Source organism: Anoxybacillus andreesenii (assembly GCF_030813005.1).
GTDB lineage: Bacteria > Bacillota > Bacilli > Bacillales > Cytobacillaceae > Robertmurraya > Robertmurraya andreesenii.
Genome location: NZ_JAUSTU010000001.1, coordinates 207816 through 230332, shown reverse-complemented (window position 1 = coordinate 230332; position 22517 = coordinate 207816). Strand labels below are relative to the sequence as shown.

Below are 22517 nucleotides of genomic sequence, written 5' to 3'. Positions count from 1 at the left end.
GTAAAAATGATGTGAGTAAGAAAGGAGGAAAGTGCTCCCTCCTTTCTTGCAAACTAGCTTAAATTGGCTGCTTCCTCTCTTAATGCACGACGGAGGATTTTTCCAACATTTGTCTTAGGCAGTTCATCTCTAAATTCAATCATTCTTGGCACCTTATAGGCCGCCATATTTTTGCGGCAGTATTCAATCAGTTCCTCTTCGGATATTTCCTTGCCAGCCTTTAGAACCACATAAGCCTTTACCGTTTCCCCACGATATGGATCCGGTACCCCAATGACAACCGCTTCCTGTACAGCTGGATGCTCATAGATGACCTCTTCAACATCACGCGGATAAATGTTATAGCCGCTCGCAATGATTAAATCCTTTTTCCGATCGACGATATACAGATAACCATCCTCGTCGACTCTGGCAATATCCCCTGTATAGAGCCAACCATCACGAAGGGTAATTGCGGTTTCTTCTGGCATATTCCAGTAGCCCTTCATCACCTGTGGCCCTTTGATGATGAGTTCACCTAGCTCACCAACAGGAACCTCTTCAGTACCGTTACCTAAGTCGACGATCTTATAGTCTGTTGAAGGATAACCAATTCCAACACTTCCTGGCTTTCTCTCAGCAAAAATAGGATTACAATGAGTAACTGGCGCCGCTTCAGATAATCCATAGCCTTCGAGAATCTTTGCCCCTGTTTTCCCTTCAAATTGTCTCATCAGCTCAACCGGCATTGGTGCACTACCGCTGTTACAGGTTTTGATCGAATTAATTCCATATTCCTCTGCCTTTGGATGATTGGTGATGGCGACATACATCGTTGGTACCCCTGGGAAATGGGTAGGCTGTTCATTTTTTATCGTCTGTAAAACCTCCTCCAGCTCGAAGCGTGGAAGCAGAATGGACTCCGCCGCAGTAAAAATCCCCAAATTCATACAAGCCGTCATGCCAAACACGTGGAACAATGGAATAACTGTTAAGAATTTATCCTTTCCAAAGTTCGTTTTTTCCTTGAAAAATTCGTAGGACTGTAACACATTGGCGTACAGGTTTCGATGGGTAAGCATCGCCCCTTTTGAGCGCCCTGTTGTCCCACCAGTATATTGGAGCACCGCAACATCATGCTCTGGATCAATTTCCACCGGAATTGGTGCTCCAGTAGCCTCTGCCATGAATACCTCAAACGAATAGTCTTCCATCGTTTGCTCGGATGGCTGAAGGCTCACCACAACGATGGTGCTTAAGCTTGAGTTCGCTTGGACACTCTTCACACGTGGGTACACTGCATCAAATACGATCAGGGTCTCAGCACCGGAGTCATTGAGAATATGCTCGATTTCCCTCTCCACTAACATTGGATTGACCTGGGTGACAATGCCACCTGCGATTAGAATTCCGTAGTAAGCGATGACATATTGTGGACAGTTCGGCAACATTATCGCCACTCTATCTCCCTTTTGAACCCCTTTCTTTTGGAGGACCGAGGCAAATCCATGAGCTGCTTTTGTTAGTTCCTGGTAGGTGAATTTTCTGCCAAAAAAGGATAATGCGTTATTTTGAGGATAATTTGTAGTAGTCTCTAGAAGCATTTGTGGTAATGACTTATTGGGAATTTCAATTTCTTTTGCAATCGAATCTGGGTAATGGGCTAACCAAGTTTTCTTTGAACTCATACAAATCCCTCCAAATTGATAAAAATATTCGGACAGTTCCTTCATGAAATGGTTGATTCATGTGAAATTTAAAACGTATGACCTCCACCATCAACAGAAAGGGTTGCACCTGTTATGAAAGATGCTTCATCTGATGCTAGAAATAGAATAGCCTGCGCCACTTCCATTGGAGTCCCGATTCTACCTAATGCATTTGCGCGAGATATAATCGGCCATTTTCGCTCATTTTGCCTCCAGCCCTCGATGATTTTCGTATCAATAACCCCTGGTGCTACAGCGTTAACACGGATTCCAAATTTGCCGTATTCTAAGGCGGCATTTTTCGTGAGGATGACGACACCTCCCTTAGAAGCATTATAGGCTGAGGTATATTTTTGACCCTTTAACCCTAGTAAACTAGCAGTGTTAACGATAGCGCCGGAGCCCTTCTTGATCATTTCTGGTGCCGCAAATTTCATGCCAAGAAATACACTTTTTAAATTGACATCGATGACCCGATCCCATTCCTCCTCGCTTAAATCCATGCTCCTGACTTCTGAGTTGCCAATTCCTGCATTATTGACGAGAATATCGATTGTACCAAACTGATTGATAGTCTTCTGAATAAGCAGCTTCATCTCATCTGAGCTTGCGACATTTGTTTTGACAAAGAGCGCTTGGTTATTCAGTTGGCGAACGGTTTCCTCTCCACCCTCGACATCGACATCTGCCACGACAACCTTGGCACCATTCTCAGAAAAAAGCATTGCCGTTGCGCGTCCGATGCCGCTACCACCACCTGTAACAATTGCCACCTTATCCTGTAATCTCTTTCTATCTTGCATGGGTTCCACCATCAACGATAATGACATCCCCGGTTACAAAGTCAGAAGCCTTTGACGCAAGAAATAGAGCCACACCTTTAAGATCATTATCACTACCAAATCTACGTAAAGGCGTTCCATCTAGAAGTGGGTCTTTTCCTCTTTCAATCAGCACCTTCGACATTTTTGTTGGGAAAAAGCCCGGGGCAATCGCATTAACATGAATATTATAGGGACCCCATTTCACTGCCAAATCCTTTGTAAAAGTAAGCACTGCTCCTTTGCTTGTGTTGTAGCCAATCGTGTCCATAACACGTGGATCGGTACCGCCTAATCCAGCAACTGAGGCAATGTTAATGATTTTTCCTGATTTCTGCTTGATCATCTGCTTCCCTACAGCCTGGCTCATAAGGAAGGTTCCCGTTACGTTGACATCGATGACCTTTTGCCACGCCTCAAGCGGCATATCAACGACTGGCGCTCCCCAAGTTGCACCGCTATTGTTTACAAGAATATCAATTTGTCCAAAATGCTTAATCGTTTCGTCAACGACATTTTGTATTTCCTCAGGCTTTGAAATATCACATTTGAGGGCGAGTGTTTGAACCCCAAGCTCCTCTAATTTCGCTGCAACCTCCTGACAAGCCTCCACCTTCCGAGAGCATAAGACGACATTGGCCCCCGCTTCCGCAAAACCTGCCGCAATTTGCTCTCCAAGGCCTCTTCCGCCACCTGTTACGATGGCTGTTTTCCCCTTTAAGTCGAAAAGTTCATGAACGTGCATCCTTCATCCATCCTTTTGTTCACTTTTTTCTAGAAAAATTGATCGTTTTTTGCGCTTATTTGCGAAACCCAAACTCAGCGGTATTTCCTTAATTCTAACTTCGCCACCTGCGCCCGATGAACCTCATCCGGTCCGTCAGCAAGCCTTAATGTACGAGAATTCGCCCATTGTGCCGCCAGCGTAAAATCATCACTGACTCCTGCTCCACCAAATGCTTGGATCGCTCGGTCAATGACTCGCAGCGCCATATTTGGAGCCACCACTTTAATCATGGCAATTTCCGACTTCGCTTCCTTATTACCAACCGTGTCCATCATATAGGCTGCTTTTAATGTCAGAAGTCTTGCTTGCTCAATTTCAATTCGTGAATCTGCTATCCATTCCATTACAACCCCTTGATTTGAAAGCGGCTTTCCAAATGCAACCCTCGTTTGAACACGCTTACATAATTCCTCAAGTGCTCTCTCTGCTGCTCCGATTAATCTCATACAATGATGGATTCTTCCTGGCCCAAGGCGCCCCTGTGCAATAGCAAAACCTTTTCCTTCTCCCCAAATGATATTATCAACAGGCACACGAACATTATCATATGTAATTTCCGCATGTCCATGGGGTGCATGGTCATAACCAAAGACTGGGAGCATCCGCTCGATCGTTACACCTAGAGTATCAAGGGGAACCAAAATCATCGCCTGCTGCTCATGACGATGGGCTTCAGGATTGGTCTTGCCCATGACAATAGCAATTTTGCATCGCGGATCTCCAGCTCCAGAGGACCACCATTTGCGGCCATTAATGACATATTCATCCCCGTCTCTGACTATGCTTGCTTCAATATTCGTCGCATCTGAAGAAGCAACATCCGGTTCCGTCATTGAAAAACAGGAGCGAATTTCCCCGTTCAGTAACGGCTTCAACCACTGTTCCTTCTGCTTCTCGGAGCCGTATCGAACAAGTACTTCCATATTGCCTGTATCCGGTGCACTACAATTAAACACCTCCGGAGCAATTAAAGAACGTCCCATGATTTCACATAACGGTGCATATTCCGTATTTGTTAAGCCTGCCCCAAATTCACTATCAGGTAAAAATAAATTCCAAAGCCCTTCCTCCTTCGCCTTCTGCTTAAGCTCTTCCATAATTGGGGGGACACCATTCCAGCGATTATTTTCCTCGACCTGCTTCCCATACAGCTTCTCATTCGGATAAATGTATTTATCCATGAACCCATTTAATCTCTCTTGAAGCTCTTGAACCTTCGGTGAATAAGAAAAATTCATGCCAATCCTCCTCCCACTAACTAACCAGTTAGTATGTTATCTTCTTCAGTATACACTCCCTTGATTAACAAATACAACCACTATTCATAAAATTCTAATTATTCTACAAAATATTATTCACCAAAAAAAAGAAATGCCGTTCTCCAAACAGAAAACGACATTTCCTCCATCTGTTAATTCGTATTAATAATAGAAGCTAGCGCCGACAATAATTAACAGGATGAATAATACAACGATTAGTACAAAGGTTGAACCTCCATAATAACCGCCGCCTCCGCCATAACCGTAACCGCCATAGCCTCCAAATCCGCAGCCCATACAATGTCACCTCACTTTAATGGTGTCACTAGTAACATATGAGGGTTGGACAAAATTTGTATAGGCTCAACTTTAGATTCCGCAATTGCACATAATAAGCTCGTTTCTTAAGGCTCTTTTCTCAAACTGAAAACAACTACTAGACGACGCTCCTAACCTTTCGGCTTAAAAAGAAGCGCACCGATGAAAGCAAAAACTATAGCAGCAGAGATTCCCGAACTCGTTACCTCAAACATTCCAGTTAGAACACCGATGAGACCATGCTGATCGGCTTCCTGTAAAGCACCATGAACAAGTGTATTCCCAAAGTTTGTTATCGGTACGGTAGCACCTGCACCCGCAAAATCCGCTAATGGCTCGTACAACCCAAATCCATCAAGGACTGCCCCAAGAACGACAAGCAGGCTTAATGTATGGCCAGGTGTCAATTTTGCCACATCAAAGAGCAGCTGGCCAATCACACAAATTACACCCCCAACAACAAAGGCCCAAAAAAACATCGGTAGCATTCCATTTCACTCCTTCAAATTGAAGCTCTCTTCTCAAACTTTGTTGCTATTTAACAATAAATAGAAAGAATATTTCCTCCTACACCATTTCTATCGAAACAGCGTGAGCGATACAAGGAATACTCTCTTTCTGCTGGTAAGTCAACGGCGATAGTAGAGCACCAGTAGCCACAACGAGAATTCTCTTGTAAACCCCTTGTTTCATTTGATTGAGAATATGACCATAGACCACAGCCGCAGAGCATCCTGCACCACTGGCCCCTGCCTGTACAGGCTGGTCATCATTATAAATCATGAGACCACAATCCTGGAATTTTTCCCGCTCGATTTGAAGCCCTTCCTTTTGCAGCAATTCATATGTAACGTCCCGCCCGATCTTCGCGAGATCGCCTGTGATAATCAAATCATAGTAGGAAGGCTCCAATTTCAAATCTTTAAAATGGGCGACAATCGTATCGGCTGCAGCCGGTGCCATCGCTCCCCCCATATTAAATGGGTCTGTTAACCCCAGATCAACCACCTTTCCGATCGTCGCGGACGTCGTAACGGGCACCCCTTTTTCATTCTGATTTGCTTTAACGAGCGCCGCACCAGCTCCTGTTACAGACCATTGAGCCGTAGGAGGCTTCTGTCCCCCATATTCAGTTGGATAGCGGAATTGCTTTTCATTCGCTGCATTATGGCTCGAAGAACCGGTTAATATGTAGTTTGCTCCCTGATAATTAACGATAAAGGAGGCAAGGGCGAGGCCTTCCATTGAGGTGGAACAGGCTCCAAAAATTCCTACATACGGCATTTCGAGTGTTTTCGCTGAGAACGTAGTCGGTGTAATCTGATTGATTAAATCTCCTGCTATTAAAAACTGTACTTCGTCCTTTTTCATATTCGCTTTTTCCAATGCTGTCTGTGCTGCCTCTTCCATTAATACCCTTTGGGCTTTTTCATATGAATCCTGTCCCATCCATAAATCCTCGTGAAGAATATCAAAATCCTTTGACAGCTTCCCTTTTGCTTCGAAGGGACCACCTGATACCCCAGTAGCCGTAATGACAGGCTTATTAGGAAACGTCCACGATTGCTTTCCAATCAGCATTAAATAACCCCCCATTGAATGAGAAGTGTCTTAATCAGCGCGACAATAAAGGCGGAAAAGACCCCAAAGAGAATAACAGAACCTGCTAGCTTAAACATATTGCCACCGACTCCAAGAACAAACCCTTCTGTTCGATGTTCAATGGCAGCCGAAATGACCGCATTTCCGAAGCCTGTCACAGGAACCGCACTTCCTGCCCCTGCGAATTGACCAATATGATCATAGACACCAAACCCAGTTAGGAGCATTGAAATAAACACCATCGTCGCAACTGTTGGATTTCCAGCTGTTTGCTCCGTAAAATTAAAGAAATAAATATAGAAATATGTAATCGCTTGTCCTACTAGACAAAAGAGCCCACCTACTAGGAATGCTTTCAAACAGTTCTTAAGCACGGGGCGTTTCGTTTCGTACTTCTTTTCCAGTGATTGATATTGTTTTTCCTTTTGTGTCCGGTTGTTATTCCCCATTGATGAGCTCCTTTCAAGTTAACTCTTTCTGTAGCTTAATGATTTCCTGTAGCTTATCCTCTGCTTTTTTGGGAGAATAATTTGGATTCTTCATATTCTTTTCTAATTCAACAGCTTCAAGAAATATCTTATAGTCACTGGAGACGGTAAAATTCTCATTTGGGTATTTGTCTTCTAAGTGCTTGATCACTTTTTTTTCAATTTGCTTCATGCGAAATCTTTGCAAATGCTTAACCTTATAGGCAACCAAAATATCTTTCTTTCCTTTAACGACCGCAACATCATACAGTTCCTTGAAACCCTCGATGTCCGTTTCAATTGCCTCGATCAAATCACTCTCTTCCCTCGTATGCTTATTGAGGGTGACAGCGGAAGGGTTTGTCGTTTGAATTAACGCCATTCCACTTTCCTTTGGACCATCATTATTACAACCACCAACCAAAACCAGCGTTAGCAAAGCTATCAAAAGTCGAGCATTCTTCATTGGCTTCCCTTCCTCTAAGAAATTCACTATCAAAGTTATTTTTCCAGCACATTTCTCAATTTATGAATGTTTCCCACAAATTAACCATTACCAATATTTAGAAAAAAAGACCTGCCCGTTTGCACAAGCAGATCCATTTATGATTTTCGATTATCTTGTCTTCTTTTTCCCGCAGCCACAGCCTTTTTTCTTTTTAGAAGGACGTTTCTTCTGGAGTTTACCTCCAGTATTTTTCCCTTTATCTGGCATAGCTTTCCGCTCCAATCTTTTTTAAATCCAACTAATCTCCATCGATATGATAAAATATGCAAGGATATGAAGCATGGTATATGCGTAACAACTAGTTTTTTCAAAGTTATGTTGTTACAGCAATCTTTGGACCATTACCTCAATGAGGGCAGCACATCCAGCAACGGCAAGCACAAGAATGAAAGGAGTCGCAAGAACAGGCCACATCAGATAAAACAGACAAAGTGTAAGCGTCACCCATATACCTGTACACCAGTAGCAGCTTAACAATTCACCAAGAAAATTCGTAATCAGCCCTTTTTTGGGAACATAATAAATTTCTTCTTCTCCATCAGGTCCTACTTCTATTTCCTCCTCAAAGAAGGGAGCCCTCAGGAATTCCGTGATCTTGTCAAATACAATTAGCCTTGTTAAACGAAAGCTTGCCAACGAAAGGATGACAAACTCCAGCCATGAAATCTCCATTTTATTCAATCCCTTTACTTATAGTCAACCCGCCTATTTTTAGGAAACAAGGCGATTGTCCGTTACCCAAAAGCCCTTATAGCAATATGTTATTAATGTAATATGAGTTCAAAATATAAGGAGGAATAACGAATGGGTTGTGGAAAAAAGAACGACGACGTATTAGCCACTAGACGCGGAAACTGTGTTTGCGAAGTTGTTCGCGCCATAAAAGACATCCAAGATGCAGCCGAAGAAGTTTGTGAATGTCCTACAAGCTGTTTCCAGGAACCACTAGGTTCTTTAATTAAACCAGGAAAAAGGCAAAGAGCAGATACTCGTGTATTCGTATTAAAAACCGCTGACGGTTCTCCATTCCATGCTTTCTTTAGAGAAGATGATTGTGCTTGCGTATCCATTTTCTTCCGTGTTGAAGAGGTGTTCGATAATTGCTGTGCAACATTGCGTGTCATTAAACCGAAGAAACGTGATGGAGATGCATTGGATTTAACAAATGATTGCTGCATCGATTTAGGCAAGGTATGTCATGTTCATGATTTCGAAGCAACAAATGACTGCGTCACGGTTGACCTTAGCTGTTTCTGTGCCATTCAATGTGTGGCTGATGTTGACCTAGACATTTGTGAAGACTAACCGCTTATAATGAAAGGCCAGTCGCTCATACGACTGGCTTTTTTCTTGGAGCTTTCATAGACCAATCATCCGTATAGCTATCAAATCATTGATTGGAAGGGCTATCTCTGTCTTATCAAATAGCTTGATAACCACTTGCTCCTCTGTTTTTTCCATCAAGGTTCCACGAATCTCCTTCGTCTTTGTTTGAAAAAGGCACGGGACTGGAGGCAGCTTCTTTGGAAAATAGGCGAGATAATCGAGCCTCTCCTCAATATCCATCTCTCGAAAAGACTTGAGCCTCCGCAGACCTTTTTTGTTTCTCTCCAAATGCTCCTCTTCAAATTCTTCTATTGTTGCTTGAACCTCTTCGGCCGCTGGGATGTCTTGCTCTTGATCTACTTCCGCTTTAGGCTCACTTTTCGGTTTTTCTTCCTTACTTTTTTCAGCCTGCTTGATGGAAAAAGTCTCCTGCATTTTCCCTACGTTAACCTGGAACTCTGGCTGGTGAATATATAATAGTGGTTGACGTTTGATTTGTTTCTTGCTCAATAGGGCTGCACCTCCACATACAATTGGTTCAATCTATATGTATGCGAGAAGCAGGAATTCGTTTCAATAATGAGACATTCTTAGCTATACAAAAATACCCGCCTTCATGCGAAGGGGGTATTGATATTGCATTCAAGAAGAAAATTATAGAATATGGAAGCCGGAATCGACATGAAGATTTTCCCCAGTCATTCCTCTTGATAGGTCGCTGAATAAGAATAATGCTGTATCGCCCACCTCTTCAGGTGTCGTTGTTCTTCTTAGTGGAGAGCGTTCCTCAATTTCCTTCAAAATCGAGTTAAAATCGCTCACTCCCTTGGCTGAAAGGGTGCGGATTGGACCAGCTGAAATGGAGTTGACACGAATTCCCTCTGGACCAAGGTCATTGGCCAAATACTTCACGCTCGCATCCAATGAAGCCTTTGCCACTCCCATAATATTATAGTTCTTAATTACTCTTTCGCCACCTAAATACGTAAGTGTCACAATGCTGCCGCCTTCTGTCATAAGGGTTCTTGCCTCTTTCGCAACAGCTGTAAGCGAGTATGAGCTAATATTATGAGCTAAAAGAAATCCATCACGAGTTGTATTCATATATTCGCCTTGAAGCTCCTCTTTATTGGCGAATGCGATGCAATGAGCCACTCCATGAATGACACCAACCTCATTTTTAATCTTGCTGAAGCATTTGGCGATTTCTTCATCATTTGTGACATCACAAGGGAGTATGAGAGAATTATTCGTCTCTAAAGACTCCACTAATTCACGGACACTCTTTTCCAATCTTTCTCCAACATATGTGAAAATCAAGCGGGCACCGGCTTGATGGAGTGAACGAGCAATCCCCCATGCAATACTACGTTTGTTGGCAACACCCATCACGACGATATTTTTTCCCTTTAAAGAAAGAGACATATAGTTTCCCTCCAACATTTATTATAAGTTATTAGTACCTGATACTAATATTACCTTATTTTTAGAAAAAAGAAAAGCAGTAACACTCTCGCATTACTGCCTTTAACACCACTCACAAAATTCAAGCTCCCGCTTTAGGTCGTCAACATATTCCTTTGTCCCAGTGACGATTAAGCGATCATTAAGCTGAAGCTCGGTATCCCCATGGGGTACAATCGAATCCTTGCCACGGAAAATCCGAACAAAGATAACATCTCCAGTAAACGGAAAATTCCTTAATTTCATTCCATCAAAATGATCATTCAATAGGAGAATTTCATAAAGGGCATTTTCCTGGTTTGTTAAGATACTCAATACCTTCGGTGACTCAATCAAAGCTCTAAGGAGCGCCTTTGAAGAATTAAAGACGGAATAAACCTCCACCCCTTCCTCACGTAAGCCCTCCTCTAAATCCGGACTTTCAATACGCACAATGACCCGTTCTACCCCTTCTTCCTTCACAGCAATGGCAAGGGTTGCATTTTGCTCATCATCCCCTGTAGAAACGACAACAATATCAGATGAAAAAACCTCAGTGTCAGCTAATGCCTCTATTGAAAAATGATCGATTTCCTGTATTTCAAATAAGGAATCGGCAAAGCTCGTGTCTACCTTCGATTGTTTCGTGTGATAGATCGATGTTTGATAGAGAGAAGACTTCAGCTCTCTAGACAGAGGCAATGTTAACTGATTGGCCCCTACGAACGCAATCTTGACCTGCTTCTCTACTAGATTTTCCTTAGGCAGCAAGTTCTTAAATATGACAGGAGTGACCACACAGGTAATAACAGCTACTAGAATCACTGTCCCACTCATCCCTGAGGAGATGACTCCCATCCGCTCCCCGATGGTCGCCGCAGCAATGACTAAGGATAGGGTCGAGGTCAATAAAATTCCCGATGCCAAAACAGTCCGCAGATCAAACCAAAATCTTAGTACGGTAATTGGGATTAATTTTGAGATAAAAAGAGCTACTAATAATAAAGGGATGAGCAGAAGCAATTTCGGATCCCCAAATAGCTTCCATATATCCAAGTCAACCCCGACCATCACAAAAAAGATCGGGATCAAGAATCCATAGCCAAATGAATCTAGCTTATGAACGAGCTCCTGGTCAGGTGCAAGCAATGAAACCAATACGCCTGCCATAAAGGCACCAAGAATATTTTCTGCACCGACTGTTTCCGAGATGGCAACTAAGACAATGATTAACGTAAAAACAGCGCGGGTTCCAATCTGGATGGTGCCTGTGGACATCGCTTCGATAAATTTATTCCGCTTGTATCTTCTGCCAACGAAATACAACAAAATCCCTGCCGCAAAAAGAACGAGCAATAACCAAGTATTTCCTTCCCCACCGTCATATAATGAAACAAAGACTGCAAGTAAAATCATGGTGACTAAATCAGCAATGACTGCAATCAAAAGAATGATCTGACCAATGTTTGTTTTCATTAAATGGGATTCCTTTAAGGTTGGAACTACGACACCTAAAGAAATCGTCGAAATAATCAATGTCATAAGCAACGCATTATCGATGAATCCCGCCAAAACAAATAAATAGGAGAGCCCATAGGACACAATGAAAATCCCGATAAAGACAGTCGTAGCAACAAAAAAGCTATTTGGCTCGGATTTTGTGCTAGAGCGTGAGCCCTTTTTCTGTTTCGAGAAGGCGGAAAAGTCAATTTCCAGGCCGCTAAGAAACATTAAGAAAATGAATCCGAGGGTGGAGAGGGTCTCTAACCACATATCCTCGCGGACAAGATCAAAACCACTCTTGCCAATGATTAATCCCATCAGGATTTCAGCGACGACAACGGGAATGAAATTTAATCGAAATCGATGGAGTAAAATTGGAGTTAAAAAGGCAATTACGATTACAATAACTAAGGATGCGACGGATACACCGTGTTCTTCCATTCACATTCCTCCCATCTTTATAAAGATTGCTTTTAAAAGGAGTACAGATTATGCAAATTGATATCATTGGAGATATTCATGGATGCTTTGCCGAATTCGAGGAGCTTACAAAAAAACTCGATTATAGCTGGGAAACGGGGATCCCCATTCATCCACAAAAAAGGAAGCTTGCTTTTGTTGGTGATTTAACAGATCGGGGTCCACAGTCTCTCAAGGTCATTGAGGTCGTGTGGGAGCTCGTGATGAATAAAAAAATGGCCTTCTACTCCCCTGGTAATCACTGCAACAAGCTCTACCGCTATTTTTTGGGAAATAAAGTACAGGTTACCCATGGTTTAGAAACGACAGTAGCCGAGTATATGGCTCTTTCAAAAGATGAACAGCACCGGATTCGAAACAAGTTCATCGAATTATATGAACAAAATCCTTTATATCAGATTCTGGATCAGGGGAGACTTGTCATCGCTCATGCTGGGATTCGTGAGGATTATATTGGCAAGAATCATTCAAAGGTCAAGACCTTTGTTCTTTATGGTGATATTACAGGGCAGAAACACCCCGACGGCTCCCCTGTTCGACGTGATTGGGCAAAGGACTATCGGGGCAAAGCAACCATTGTCTACGGTCATACTCCAGTGGCCGAGCCTAGGATCGTTCGCAACACATATAATATTGATACGGGTGCCGTTTTTGGTGGAAAGCTTACCGCTTTACGCTATCCGGAGCTAACGACCGCCAGTGTTCCTTCTTCCATGCCTTTTGTGGCAGAAAAATTCAAAGAAATCGACTAGATTGAAGAAGACGCTAAAAGCTGTCGCATATCCGGAGGTAATGGGCTTTCAAACCAAAGAATTTCCTTATCTATCGGGTGGTTAAAGGAGAGCTGACTACAATGGAGTGCCTGCCTTTGAATTTTTATTCGATTACCACCGTATAAATCGTCTCCTAATAACGGATGTCCCATATGGGATAGATGAACCCTGATTTGATGAGTCCTTCCTGTCTCCAATCTTAACCGTACATGGGCAAATGCTGGGTACTGCTTAACGACCTGATAATGCGTACAAGCATATTGCCCTCCAATCTGAACTTCTCTTTCAATAATGCTATCTTTTTTTCTCCCAATCGGCTTTTCAATCGTTCCCTCCAATTGTGGAAAAAAGCCCTCACAAAACGCCTCATATTCTCGCTTGACCTGGCCTTCCTGTTGCTGCTTACTGAATAAATGATGGATATGGCGATGCTTTGCAATCAAGACAAGGCCAGATGTATCCCGATCAAGCCTTGTCACAATATGCACGGTAGCCGCAAGGTTGATTTTTTCATAATAACCGACCACACCATTAGCTAAGCTACCATATGGATGTTCTCTTGATGGGATTGTGTTCATGCCAGAAGGCTTATTCAGAACTAATAAATAGGCGTCTTCATATAAAATTTCAAGCGGCAGCTCCTCACCATCCATCGATTCACTCTTCAATTCCTCTGGGAACGTCACCTTCAGCCGATCTCCTGCCGTTAGCACACGCCTAACGGTCACTTCCTCTCCATTCAATTGAATAGCCCCACCGGCAAACTTAATATCCGTCAAGGCTGCCTTGGAAATTTCCTGTTCCTGCAAAAAATCTCGCACTAGCTTCCCATGATCAGCTGGCATGATCGTCCATTCAAGCGTAAAATTCGTCAACTTACTGCCTCCTTACAAGCGGAGTGTTGCCTTTCTATTCCGAAATAAATGAGTCCTTTACCCGCTTCCAGAATGGGAAAGGTCTAAACCTAGCAAAGCGAATCTTTTCATCCGCTACTCTGAACTGAATGGACTTAACATCCTTATGAAGCAAGGTCAAATGATCAATCGTAATATGAAAGTCAGGGCTATTCACAGGCTTTAGCATGCATGTATGATGGGCTGGCAGCACTAGTGGCGAACCAACTGTACGAAACACCCGGTTATTGATGGATGCCATCTCCGCAAGCTGAATGGCAGGGATCGATGGATGGAGAATCGCCCCTCCAAGCGCCTTATTATAAGCCGTGCTTCCAGAAGGAGTTGAAATACATAGCCCATCCCCACGAAACCGTTCGAAAAACTGCCCTCTAATTTCCACGTCCATAACCAACGTGGAATCAACACTTTTGACCGTTGATTCATTTAGAGCTAAATAGCGGTTTTCCTTCCCGCCATGGGAATAGCGAATAATGACTTCGAGAAGGGGATATTCCACGACCTGAAAAGGAGTCTTGGCGATCGCTATGACGAGCTTCTCAATCTCTTCAGGCAGCCAATCAGCATAAAAGCCTAAATGCCCGGTATGCACCCCGACAAAAGCGGTCTTATGCAACCGACTTTTGTAGCGATGAAAGGCATAGAGCAAGGTTCCATCTCCTCCTACCGAAATGACGATATCCGGCTTATCCTCGTCATAGACGAGATTGAAATCGAGTAAATAGGACCGGATTTTATGCATAAGAGTATTGGATTTGGAATCCCCTTTTGAAGTTATCGCGAAATTCATGGCTACTGTCTCCTCTATCGAACATAGTTTTGATTTAAGTTGTCTCGCAAAACAATAATGTTTGAGAAAAGAGCTTTGATTTAACTGTTCCCATCCTGCTGCAGCTCTTTCATTCTTGCAAAAAAGGCCTGCGCTTCTTGAATTTCTCCACGAATTAATGACATTTCTTCATCTAATCGAAACGCGGCTTCAGCGGCTCTTTGCAATCGCAAACGGATATCCTCTGGAAATTGGCCTTTATATTTATAATTCAAGGAATGCTCAATCGTTGCCCAAAAATTCATAGCAAGTGTGCGGATTTGAATTTCGACGAGAATTTTCTTTTCTCCGGAAATCATTTGAACAGGATAACGAACCACCACATGATACGACCGATATCCACTTGCTTTCTTGTGAGAAATATAATTCCTCTCCTCGACGATTTCAAAATCATTTCGTTTTCTCAATAATTCCACGACAGGCTTTATGTCATCAACAAATTGGCACATCATTCGCAGCCCTGCAATATCCTGCATTTCCGTTTCTAATTTATCTAAAGGAATTCCTTTTTGATTTGCTTTATCTAGGATACTTGCAATCGGCTTCACACGCCCAGTGACAAATTCAATTGGAGAATGATTGGATTCCAGTTCATATTGCCCGCGCATCCCCTTTAATTTAATTTTCAACTCATCAACCGCTTGCTTATACGGTGCCAAAAATTGCTCCCAGTTCTGCACTGCTCTTCACCTCATCCGATTATTTGCCTTTTTAGAAGATGCTTCTCGTTGTCAAATCCTTATCGCCATTGGTATCTTCTATTTGGACATTATTTTTCTCTTTCTATTCGACGGATGAACGGCAGAATCCGATTAAAAAATCTCTTCCACCTTCGCAACCATTATCTCGCCATAATTGCTATTTCCTTTAATATTTTCAATGAGATATGCTAACTCATCCAAGAAATTGACAAGCTCGATCCGCTCCTCTTCATTTCCCAAAAACACGCGTAAATTCCCTGCGAGTACTCTCTTTAGGTCAGTCCAAACAGGCTCTTGTATGATAACATATGTATAATCTTGCTCTTTTTCTAGTAAGTACACGAATGCACATTCATCTGAATCCACGAGCATTTGTCCTGTGGCTATGATGCCATCTAAGTTGATTTCAGGACCGACTTGAAGAAGACATTCATTGTCGCTCATGCTTGCAAACCCATTAATCATAATCTTTTTTCTCATTACTTCACCCCTATACGTTTTTTATTTTAACATAAACATATAGGTGGATCATATTGCGAAAGGAATGAAATCTTTGTCTCAGCATATCGAAATTGAATTTAAGAACCTTTTGACCGAAGAAGAATTTACCCGCATGAAGACCTTCTTAAACATGGACGAGTCCCTCTTTGTGAAGCAGGAAAATCACTATTTTGATACAGCTTCATTTGCTTTAAAAGAGCTCGGCTGCGCCCTAAGGACCCGCTACAAAGAGGGATGCTATGAGCTTACATTGAAACAGCCTCATACGGAAGGATTACTGGAAACGAACCAAATGCTTTCACATGATGATGCGACAGCCTTTCTTGAGAAAAATGTTCTCATTGATGGTCCTGTCAAGAATGCGCTTCAACAACTGAAGATTCCCTTAGAGGAGCTCACCTATTTTGGTTCATTGACTACGCTACGAGCTGAAAAAGAGTACAATGGTGGCTTGATTGTACTGGATCATAGTTTCTATTTAAATCAATCTGATTTTGAGGTAGAATATGAAGTAGAAAACTTTGAGGTAGGAAAAAGCCATTTCAATCATCTATTAAAAGAGCTTTATATTCCAATTAGGAAAACAGATAATAAAATTCGCCGTTTTTACTTAGCCAAAGAAAATCATCGCTAATACTTTTTCTAGGAGAATCATTATGAATGTCGACCAGTTAAAAGTAATGCTGCAATTACAAGCGCTGCAAAATTTTAATACAACATCAGCTTCTACCGGAAATTCATTTTTTCAAGAAATGATGAATGAATTGCTTGTAAACAGCCAAAATTCTTTATTAAATGTCGAGAGCCCAACAGAAGATGCAGTTAGCAATTTACCACTGCAGCCGACTCTCCCCCCAATTCAATTAACGAAGCTAACAGCGGGAGAAAAATCGAATTTTGACGAGATTATTGAAGAGGCCGCAAGCAAGTTCAATTTACCGGTTGCCTTAATTAAAGCGGTCATTAAGCAGGAGTCCAACTTCAATCCAAATGCAGTGAGCTCTGTAGGCGCTTCCGGACTTATGCAGCTCATGCCCGGAACAGCCAAACATTTAGGAGTAGCAAACGTCTTTGATCCGAAGGAAAATATCTATGGCGGAAGCAAGTACTTAAGACAAATGCTTGATAAATACAACAACAACATGGAGCTTGCATTAGCTGCTTACAATGCAGGTCCTGGAAATGTGGATAAATACGGGGGCATTCCTCCATTTAAAGAAACACAGAACTACGTTAGAAAAATTACAAGTAATTTAGCCTAATATGATTGTCACAAAACCTGTCTGTTCACGCCGAACAGACAGGTTTTTTTGCAATTGAGTACCAGGGAGCAGGTACAACGAACTAGTTCTTGACTTCCGATCTTAAGCCAATTGTTTGAGATATATTTGCCTCATTGATAAAATAGAGGAAAATTATCAGAAGCATGTTTGGAGCAAAATTAAAGGAGATTTCACTATGGAGAAAATAATGACACCTTTTGAAGCCATAGGTGAAGAAAAATTACATCAATTAATCGATACATTCTATAGCCATGTTCATCAGCATCCCGATCTCATCCCTATTTTTCCTGAGGATCTTACGGAAACAGTAAGGAAGCAAAAGCAATTTATGACTCAGTTCTTAGGTGGACCACCAATTTACACAGAGGAACATGGACACCCGATGCTACGAGCACGTCATTTGCCATTTGAAATCACTGAAACACGAGCAAGAGCTTGGCTTTCCTGTATGAATAAAGCCATGGACGAGGTTGAACTAGATGAGACCATTCGAGAAGCATTCTTCTCACGACTTGTACTTACAGCCCAGCATATGATTAACCAACCTGAAAAAGAAGACATGAAAGGTGAAGACTTGTGAGTGAAAGAATCTTTAACACATCCACTTCTCATCATTGTCATGGTTCTGAGAAAAAGCCGATTGAAATCTATCTTTTCATTGATCCCTTATGTCCAGAATGCTGGGCACTTGAACCAATTCTAAAAAAGCTGCAAATTGAGTACGGACGTTATTTCTCGCTCAAGCATGTCTTAAGCGGAAGAATTGCGATGCTCAATCTATCAAAAAAACAACATTATGAAAATATTGCTGAACTATGGGAAAGAACAGCTTCACGCACAGGCATGTCCTGTGACGGTTCCCTTTGGTTTGAGAACCCTATCTCCTCCCCCCATATTGTGTCTGTCGCTATTAAGGCTGCGGAACTACAGGGAAGAAGAGCGGGCATCCGTTTTCTACGCAAAATACAGGAAATGCTCTTTCTCGATAAGCAGAATATTTCCGAACTCACCGTATTGAAAGAATGTGCAAAGGAAGCAGGACTAGACGTGGAGGAATTCATTTCTGACATTCATTCCGATAGTGCGGCCAAAGCCTTTCAATGTGATTTAAAGATTACATCGGAAATGGAGGTCCAGGAAATTCCTACCCTTGTTTTCTTTAATGAAAATATTGAGGAGGAAGGAATTAAGATCACTGGGATGTATCCATACGAGGTGTATGAGCAAATATTAACGGAAATGCTTCCCTTCATTCCTGAAAAAGCAATTCCACCTTCGATTGAGGCTTTTTTGAAATATTTTAAGCTTGTCGCTTCCAAGGAAATTTCCGTTGTATACAATATGTCGGTTAGTGAAGTGGAAAGAGAAATGAAAAAGCTACAGCTCAAACAATTGGTAGAACAGCTTCCAGCAAAATACGGAGTATTCTGGCGTTATAACGAGAGGTAGGGGTGGCCGTTTGCGGACAATTAAGTCCGCAGTGGTCGAACCCGCTTGAAAAATCTTGAAGGGCAGTCATTCTGCCCTCTCCTTTTAAATGAGGGTTGTTTTCGAACGGATTAATGCTTGAGATATGAGCATAATGAAAAAGGCCATGCAAACCTGTCTGTTTGCATGGCCTTTTTCTATAATACGAACAAAGGGGATGGGAGAAATTTTTCACGGTCAAACAAAGGGGTATGTTTGCTTGTGATTAACTTCACGATATAAATATATCATGCTTTCAGATATCTGACAACTGGTATGTGCCTGATTTCACAATATTGTCAAATTCTAATCAGGGAATGACCCTTTCCACAATTGAATATGATGATACTAGCCTAATATATTCGACTAGGAGGATGAGCAATGAAAAAACTACCAATTGGGCTGATGCTGCTCTTCATCATCATTACCTTTCTCTTTAACCTACTTGGGCTCATGCATTTAGTTTCAATTTTCATCACTTCCCCCTTATTATTCCTTGCAATCCTCATTTTTGTCCATTATTTAAATGATCGCAACCGATTTAGAGGGTTCTAGCTTCAGCAAGTTTTGGGATATCGGTCATTCTTTGGGATATATCGGTAAAAAAAAAGGATATATCGGTCATTTTTTCAAGATATCGGTCAAATCGCACAACATATCGGTCAAACGCCAAAAGGAGATGCTTTCGCATCTCCCCCGTTAATTAAGACAATAAGCTTTCCATCTCGTTCAGTCTTTCTTCAAACACCTTGCAAGCATCAGCAATTGGCTTAGAGCTTGTCATGTCCACTCCTGCCTTTTTCAAGACCTCAATCGGATAATCGGAGCTTCCTGACTTCAAGAACTCAAGATAGCGCTCCACCGCTGGCTGTCCCTCTTCTAATATCTGCTTGCTTAATGCCGTCGCAGCACTGAAACCAGTCGCATACTGGTACACATAGTAATTATAGTAGAAGTGAGGAATTCTCGCCCATTCTAAGCCGATTTCCTCGTCAATGACCATATTTTCTTTACCAAAATATTTCACATTCAAATCGTAATATTCCTTCGTGAATAATTCGGCAGTCAATGCCTCATGATTTTGCGCCTTCTGATGAATTAAGTGCTCAAACTCTGCAAACATCGTTTGACGGAAGACCGTACCTCTGAAGCCCTCTAAATAATGATTCAACAAATATAATCTCTTCTTCTCATCATCAATGGTCTTGAGAAGATAATCGTTGAGCAATGCTTCATTACAGGTTGATGCCACCTCTGCCACAAAAATAGAATAGTCACCATATGGGAAAGGCTGAGTTTTCCTTGTGTAATAGCTATGAACAGAATGACCAAATTCATGTGCCAATGTAAAGAGATTATTCACATTATCCTGCCAGTTCATTAGGATATATGGGTTTGTCCCATAGGAGCCAGAGGAATAAGCACCGGATCGCTTTCCTTTATTTTCATGAACGTCCACCCAACGATTTTCGAAGCCCTCCTTCAGAACATTTAAGTAGTCCTCACCAAGTGGTGCAAGCCCTTTTAGAATGATGTGCTTCGCTTCATCGTAAGTAACCTCCATCTTCACATCTGGAACAAGGGGCGTGAACAAATCGTACATATGAAGTTCATCAAGCCCGAGAACCTTCTTTCTAAGCTTAATATAACGGTGCAGCAATGGAAGATGCTCATTAATCGTATTCACAAGATTCTCATAGACAGTCTCAGGAATATTGTTCGCTGATAAAGCCGCATGCCTTGCAGAATCGTAATTGCGAACCTTTGCGTTAAAATTATCCTGTTTCACCTGTCCGCTTAATGTGCTCGAGAACGTATTGGTGAATTTGCCATAGGTTCCGTACACAGCCTTGAATGCATCCTCACGAACACGTCGGTCTGTGCTTTCAAGGAAGCGAATATAGCGTCCGTGGGTGACCTCGACTTCCTCCCCATTCTCATCCTTAATGCTAGGGAATTCAAGGTCTGCATTGTTTAGCATCCCAAATGTATTGCTTGAAGAATTCATAACCTCTGAGGCTTCCGCTAATAAGGCCTCCTGCTCAGCAGATAGCACATATGGACGCTGCAGGTTGATTTCTTCTAATGCATGCTCATACAGTTTTAACTCTTCTTTTTCATTTAAGAAGGATTTGACCTTTTCTTCATCAATGGATAAAATTTCTGGAACGATATACGCTAAGGAGCTTGCTACTTGGGAATACAAGGATTTAATTCGTGCGTCCAACCCCTGATAGAAGGAATTGGTTGTATCCTGATCATAGCGCATATGAGCATATGTATAGAGCTTCCCGATACGCTCTAGTATCTGGTCTTGCTTTTGCAGTGCTTCATATAAAACATCAGCGCTGTCCGCTAGTTTTCCTTGGTATTCAGAAATTCCAGGAAGTAAGTCTTTGACCGCTTGGAATTCCTTATCCCACTCCTCATCAGTAGGAAAAATATCTTCAAGTCTCCACGTATCCTCTACTTTTATTTCACTTCTAGTTGGAAGTTTCTTTACTGCTGTTTCATTTCCCATAGGTAATCCTCCTTATTTATTTCGATATGCGAAAAATACATTACTACCTTATTTTATCTTAATATGCGAAATCCTCCAAATATTTTCTCATAACAAGCGATTTCCTGCTGCTGCCATTCCTCGATATTGTTTGCAATTTTAATTGATTTATCGATTAAATACTTCTTATTTTTCATTTTTTTTAGAACACCTACCTTTGTTAAAACCGCTAAATATTCCTCAATGGCAAATGGCAATGGATTTCTTTTAAGGCAAGGCAGATTGCGTATCTGGATTTCGAGTCTTTTCACCCTTCTTAGGAACTCTACATACACATGATGAAAGTGAACCTCCGTTCCTTCCTTCTGTCCGAAGATATGATCGAGAAAAATATAGGCTTGCCATACAAATGGAGGCGTCTCTATTGCGTAATTCATTCTTAAGGGAATTCCTACAAAGGGTGGAATAAGATATGGATTGAGGGAGCAGCAGTATAATTCATTGAGAAATGGGTCTGTAATGGGGTTTGCATTAGTTAAAAAGGTAGTCTTAAATCGAGAAAGATCCGTTCGCCAATCATCCAAGTTCTTTAACAGGCTAATATTCGGCTCTACTATATCTTGAATCGCTAGAGCATGTGGAGGTTTTAGAGAAAAGCGGCAGTATGCCTTTTTCACCGATACTGGAATAATTGATTCTAATGAAATAAACTGATGGGCTTGTGGGCAATAGGAAAGAAGATAGCCTAAGCCTGCTGAGCTTTCTCTTAGGAAAAGATAGTGGAAGCTTGAGAGGGTTGTTTTGTGGGGCCCTAAGCGATTGATATTCTTGCCACCCAAGATCCAAATGGGGATATGAGATAATTTCAGATAGCCCTCTGTCCGCTTTTTGAAAGTCTCTTCTGAAATCGTCGAGCATTGGAACTCGATACAGTAGGTTTTTCCCTCAAAAATAAAGACAATATCGGCTCGCTGTTTGATTGTGGGGAAGTAGTATTCTAATTCGGGATTTACATGCTTACTCTTGAGCCACTCATACAAGTGAATTTTTCCCGTCATATGGTATTCTGACTCACGCTCATAATATTCGGTACATTCTGTCCCGGATTCATGGGCAAAATGAAAGATTTTCTTCGTACCTAGCTTTAGAATCACTTTTGCGGAGCAGGTTCTGCAGTAGAAGCTTTCCTTGTTTCTGAGCTCTTGAAGCTGACTCCGACTGTAATTGTCTATTAGAGAAATAACCTCACCATTTCTTAATTTTGCCGTTAACAAATCATCCTCTCCTTTCTTCTTAACTATTCTCCAAACGTGTAGTAAATCCTTTTTTGAAAAAAGAACCCTGAAA

The 22517-nt window shown here is 41.9% G+C and carries 26 protein-coding genes; 7 read left to right on the top strand and 19 right to left on the bottom strand.

Annotated elements, in window-relative coordinates; translation table 11 throughout:
- Window positions 1-53 precede the first annotated feature (53 nt).
- The 10 genes from J2S07_RS01140 to J2S07_RS01095 form a co-directional block, all read right to left on the bottom strand.
- Window positions 54-1667, bottom strand: a complete 1614-nt coding sequence (locus tag J2S07_RS01140; RefSeq protein WP_307148555.1) for a long-chain-fatty-acid--CoA ligase — start codon at window positions 1665-1667, stop codon at window positions 54-56.
- Between the two features lie 68 nt (window positions 1668-1735).
- On the bottom strand, window positions 1736-2491 hold the full coding sequence (locus tag J2S07_RS01135) for an SDR family NAD(P)-dependent oxidoreductase (RefSeq protein WP_307148554.1): 756 nt from the start codon (window positions 2489-2491) through the stop codon (window positions 1736-1738).
- A complete protein-coding gene (locus tag J2S07_RS01130) occupies window positions 2481-3254 on the bottom strand; it encodes an SDR family oxidoreductase (RefSeq protein WP_307148553.1) in 774 nt (257 codons plus the stop codon). Before J2S07_RS01130 ends, J2S07_RS01135 begins: the two co-directional genes overlap by 11 nt.
- Window positions 3255-3328: 74 nt before the next feature.
- On the bottom strand, window positions 3329-4534 hold the full coding sequence (locus J2S07_RS01125; protein WP_307148552.1) for an acyl-CoA dehydrogenase: 1206 nt from the start codon (window positions 4532-4534) through the stop codon (window positions 3329-3331).
- A gap of 183 nt (window positions 4535-4717) precedes the next feature.
- Complete coding sequence (locus tag J2S07_RS01120) at window positions 4718-4852, bottom strand: YjcZ family sporulation protein (protein ID WP_307148551.1); 135 nt, start codon at window positions 4850-4852, stop codon at window positions 4718-4720.
- 152 nt (window positions 4853-5004) lie between these two features.
- Window positions 5005-5361, bottom strand: coding sequence for a stage V sporulation protein AE (gene spoVAE, locus J2S07_RS01115; RefSeq protein ID WP_307148550.1), 357 nt, complete (start codon window positions 5359-5361; stop codon window positions 5005-5007).
- A 79-nt stretch (window positions 5362-5440) separates the two neighbouring features.
- Window positions 5441-6454: a stage V sporulation protein AD gene (gene spoVAD, locus J2S07_RS01110; protein ID WP_307148549.1), complete on the bottom strand. Its 1014-nt coding sequence runs from the start codon at window positions 6452-6454 to the stop codon at window positions 5441-5443.
- Complete coding sequence (gene spoVAC / locus J2S07_RS01105) at window positions 6454-6924, bottom strand: stage V sporulation protein AC (protein ID WP_307148548.1); 471 nt, start codon at window positions 6922-6924, stop codon at window positions 6454-6456. The genes spoVAD and spoVAC overlap by 1 nt, the downstream gene beginning before the upstream one ends.
- Before the next feature lie 13 nt (window positions 6925-6937).
- Complete coding sequence (locus J2S07_RS01100; protein WP_307148547.1) at window positions 6938-7408, bottom strand: YhcN/YlaJ family sporulation lipoprotein; 471 nt, start codon at window positions 7406-7408, stop codon at window positions 6938-6940.
- A gap of 363 nt (window positions 7409-7771) precedes the next feature.
- Complete coding sequence (locus J2S07_RS01095; protein WP_307148546.1) at window positions 7772-8122, bottom strand: DUF1360 domain-containing protein; 351 nt, start codon at window positions 8120-8122, stop codon at window positions 7772-7774.
- Between the two features lie 132 nt (window positions 8123-8254).
- Here J2S07_RS01095 and J2S07_RS01090 point away from each other — a divergent pair, with 132 nt between their 5' ends.
- On the top strand, window positions 8255-8755 hold the full coding sequence (locus J2S07_RS01090) for a CotY/CotZ family spore coat protein (protein ID WP_307148545.1): 501 nt from the start codon (window positions 8255-8257) through the stop codon (window positions 8753-8755).
- Between the two features lie 54 nt (window positions 8756-8809).
- Here J2S07_RS01090 and J2S07_RS01085 read toward each other — a convergent pair whose 3' ends face one another.
- The 3 genes from J2S07_RS01085 to J2S07_RS01075 form a co-directional block, all read right to left on the bottom strand.
- Entirely contained in the window at window positions 8810-9286 is a 477-nt protein-coding gene (locus tag J2S07_RS01085; protein WP_307148544.1) for a CotO family spore coat protein, read from the bottom strand.
- Window positions 9287-9430: 144 nt separating this feature from the next.
- A complete protein-coding gene (gene fabI / locus J2S07_RS01080; protein ID WP_307148543.1) occupies window positions 9431-10201 on the bottom strand; it encodes an enoyl-ACP reductase FabI in 771 nt (256 codons plus the stop codon).
- A 102-nt stretch (window positions 10202-10303) separates the two neighbouring features.
- Entirely contained in the window at window positions 10304-12163 is a 1860-nt protein-coding gene (locus J2S07_RS01075; protein ID WP_307148542.1) for a monovalent cation:proton antiporter family protein, read from the bottom strand.
- 50 nt (window positions 12164-12213) lie between these two features.
- Here J2S07_RS01075 and prpE point away from each other — a divergent pair, with 50 nt between their 5' ends.
- Entirely contained in the window at window positions 12214-12954 is a 741-nt protein-coding gene (gene prpE, locus J2S07_RS01070; RefSeq protein ID WP_307148541.1) for a bis(5'-nucleosyl)-tetraphosphatase PrpE, read from the top strand.
- Here prpE and J2S07_RS01065 read toward each other — a convergent pair.
- The 4 genes from J2S07_RS01065 to J2S07_RS01050 form a co-directional block, all read right to left on the bottom strand.
- Window positions 12951-13820: an RluA family pseudouridine synthase gene (locus J2S07_RS01065; RefSeq protein ID WP_307148737.1), complete on the bottom strand. Its 870-nt coding sequence runs from the start codon at window positions 13818-13820 to the stop codon at window positions 12951-12953. The genes prpE and J2S07_RS01065 overlap by 4 nt on opposite strands.
- A 64-nt stretch (window positions 13821-13884) precedes the next feature.
- The gene (locus J2S07_RS01060; protein WP_307148540.1) at window positions 13885-14679 is read right to left on the bottom strand and encodes an NAD kinase; all 795 of its coding nucleotides are present in this window, start codon (window positions 14677-14679) and stop codon (window positions 13885-13887) included.
- Window positions 14680-14759: 80 nt separating this feature from the next.
- On the bottom strand, window positions 14760-15398 hold the full coding sequence (gene yjbM / locus J2S07_RS01055; protein ID WP_307148539.1) for a GTP diphosphokinase: 639 nt from the start codon (window positions 15396-15398) through the stop codon (window positions 14760-14762).
- Between the two features lie 132 nt (window positions 15399-15530).
- Window positions 15531-15899: a UPF0738 family protein gene (locus J2S07_RS01050; RefSeq protein ID WP_307148538.1), complete on the bottom strand. Its 369-nt coding sequence runs from the start codon at window positions 15897-15899 to the stop codon at window positions 15531-15533.
- A 73-nt stretch (window positions 15900-15972) separates the two neighbouring features.
- Between J2S07_RS01050 and J2S07_RS01045 the strand changes: the two genes are divergently transcribed.
- The 5 genes from J2S07_RS01045 (at window position 15973) to J2S07_RS01025 (ending at window position 19225) form a co-directional block, all read left to right on the top strand.
- Window positions 15973-16554 carry a CYTH domain-containing protein gene (locus J2S07_RS01045; RefSeq protein ID WP_307148537.1) on the top strand — a complete coding sequence of 194 codons (582 nt, stop codon included), beginning with the start codon at window positions 15973-15975 and terminating at the stop codon, window positions 16552-16554.
- A gap of 22 nt (window positions 16555-16576) precedes the next feature.
- Entirely contained in the window at window positions 16577-17182 is a 606-nt protein-coding gene (locus J2S07_RS01040) for a lytic transglycosylase domain-containing protein (protein WP_307148536.1), read from the top strand.
- A gap of 196 nt (window positions 17183-17378) precedes the next feature.
- Complete coding sequence (locus J2S07_RS01035) at window positions 17379-17783, top strand: globin domain-containing protein (protein WP_307148535.1); 405 nt, start codon at window positions 17379-17381, stop codon at window positions 17781-17783.
- Window positions 17780-18652, top strand: a complete 873-nt coding sequence (locus tag J2S07_RS01030; protein ID WP_307148534.1) for a ClpXP adapter SpxH family protein — start codon at window positions 17780-17782, stop codon at window positions 18650-18652. Before J2S07_RS01035 ends, J2S07_RS01030 begins: the two co-directional genes overlap by 4 nt.
- 399 nt (window positions 18653-19051) lie before the next feature.
- A complete protein-coding gene (locus J2S07_RS01025; protein ID WP_307148533.1) occupies window positions 19052-19225 on the top strand; it encodes a hypothetical protein in 174 nt (57 codons plus the stop codon).
- Between the two features lie 148 nt (window positions 19226-19373).
- Here J2S07_RS01025 and pepF read toward each other — a convergent pair whose 3' ends face one another.
- On the bottom strand, window positions 19374-21191 hold the full coding sequence (pepF, locus tag J2S07_RS01020) for an oligoendopeptidase F (protein ID WP_307148532.1): 1818 nt from the start codon (window positions 21189-21191) through the stop codon (window positions 19374-19376).
- A gap of 53 nt (window positions 21192-21244) precedes the next feature.
- A complete protein-coding gene (locus J2S07_RS01015) occupies window positions 21245-22444 on the bottom strand; it encodes a competence protein CoiA (RefSeq protein WP_307148531.1) in 1200 nt (399 codons plus the stop codon).
- Window positions 22445-22517 lie beyond the last annotated feature (73 nt).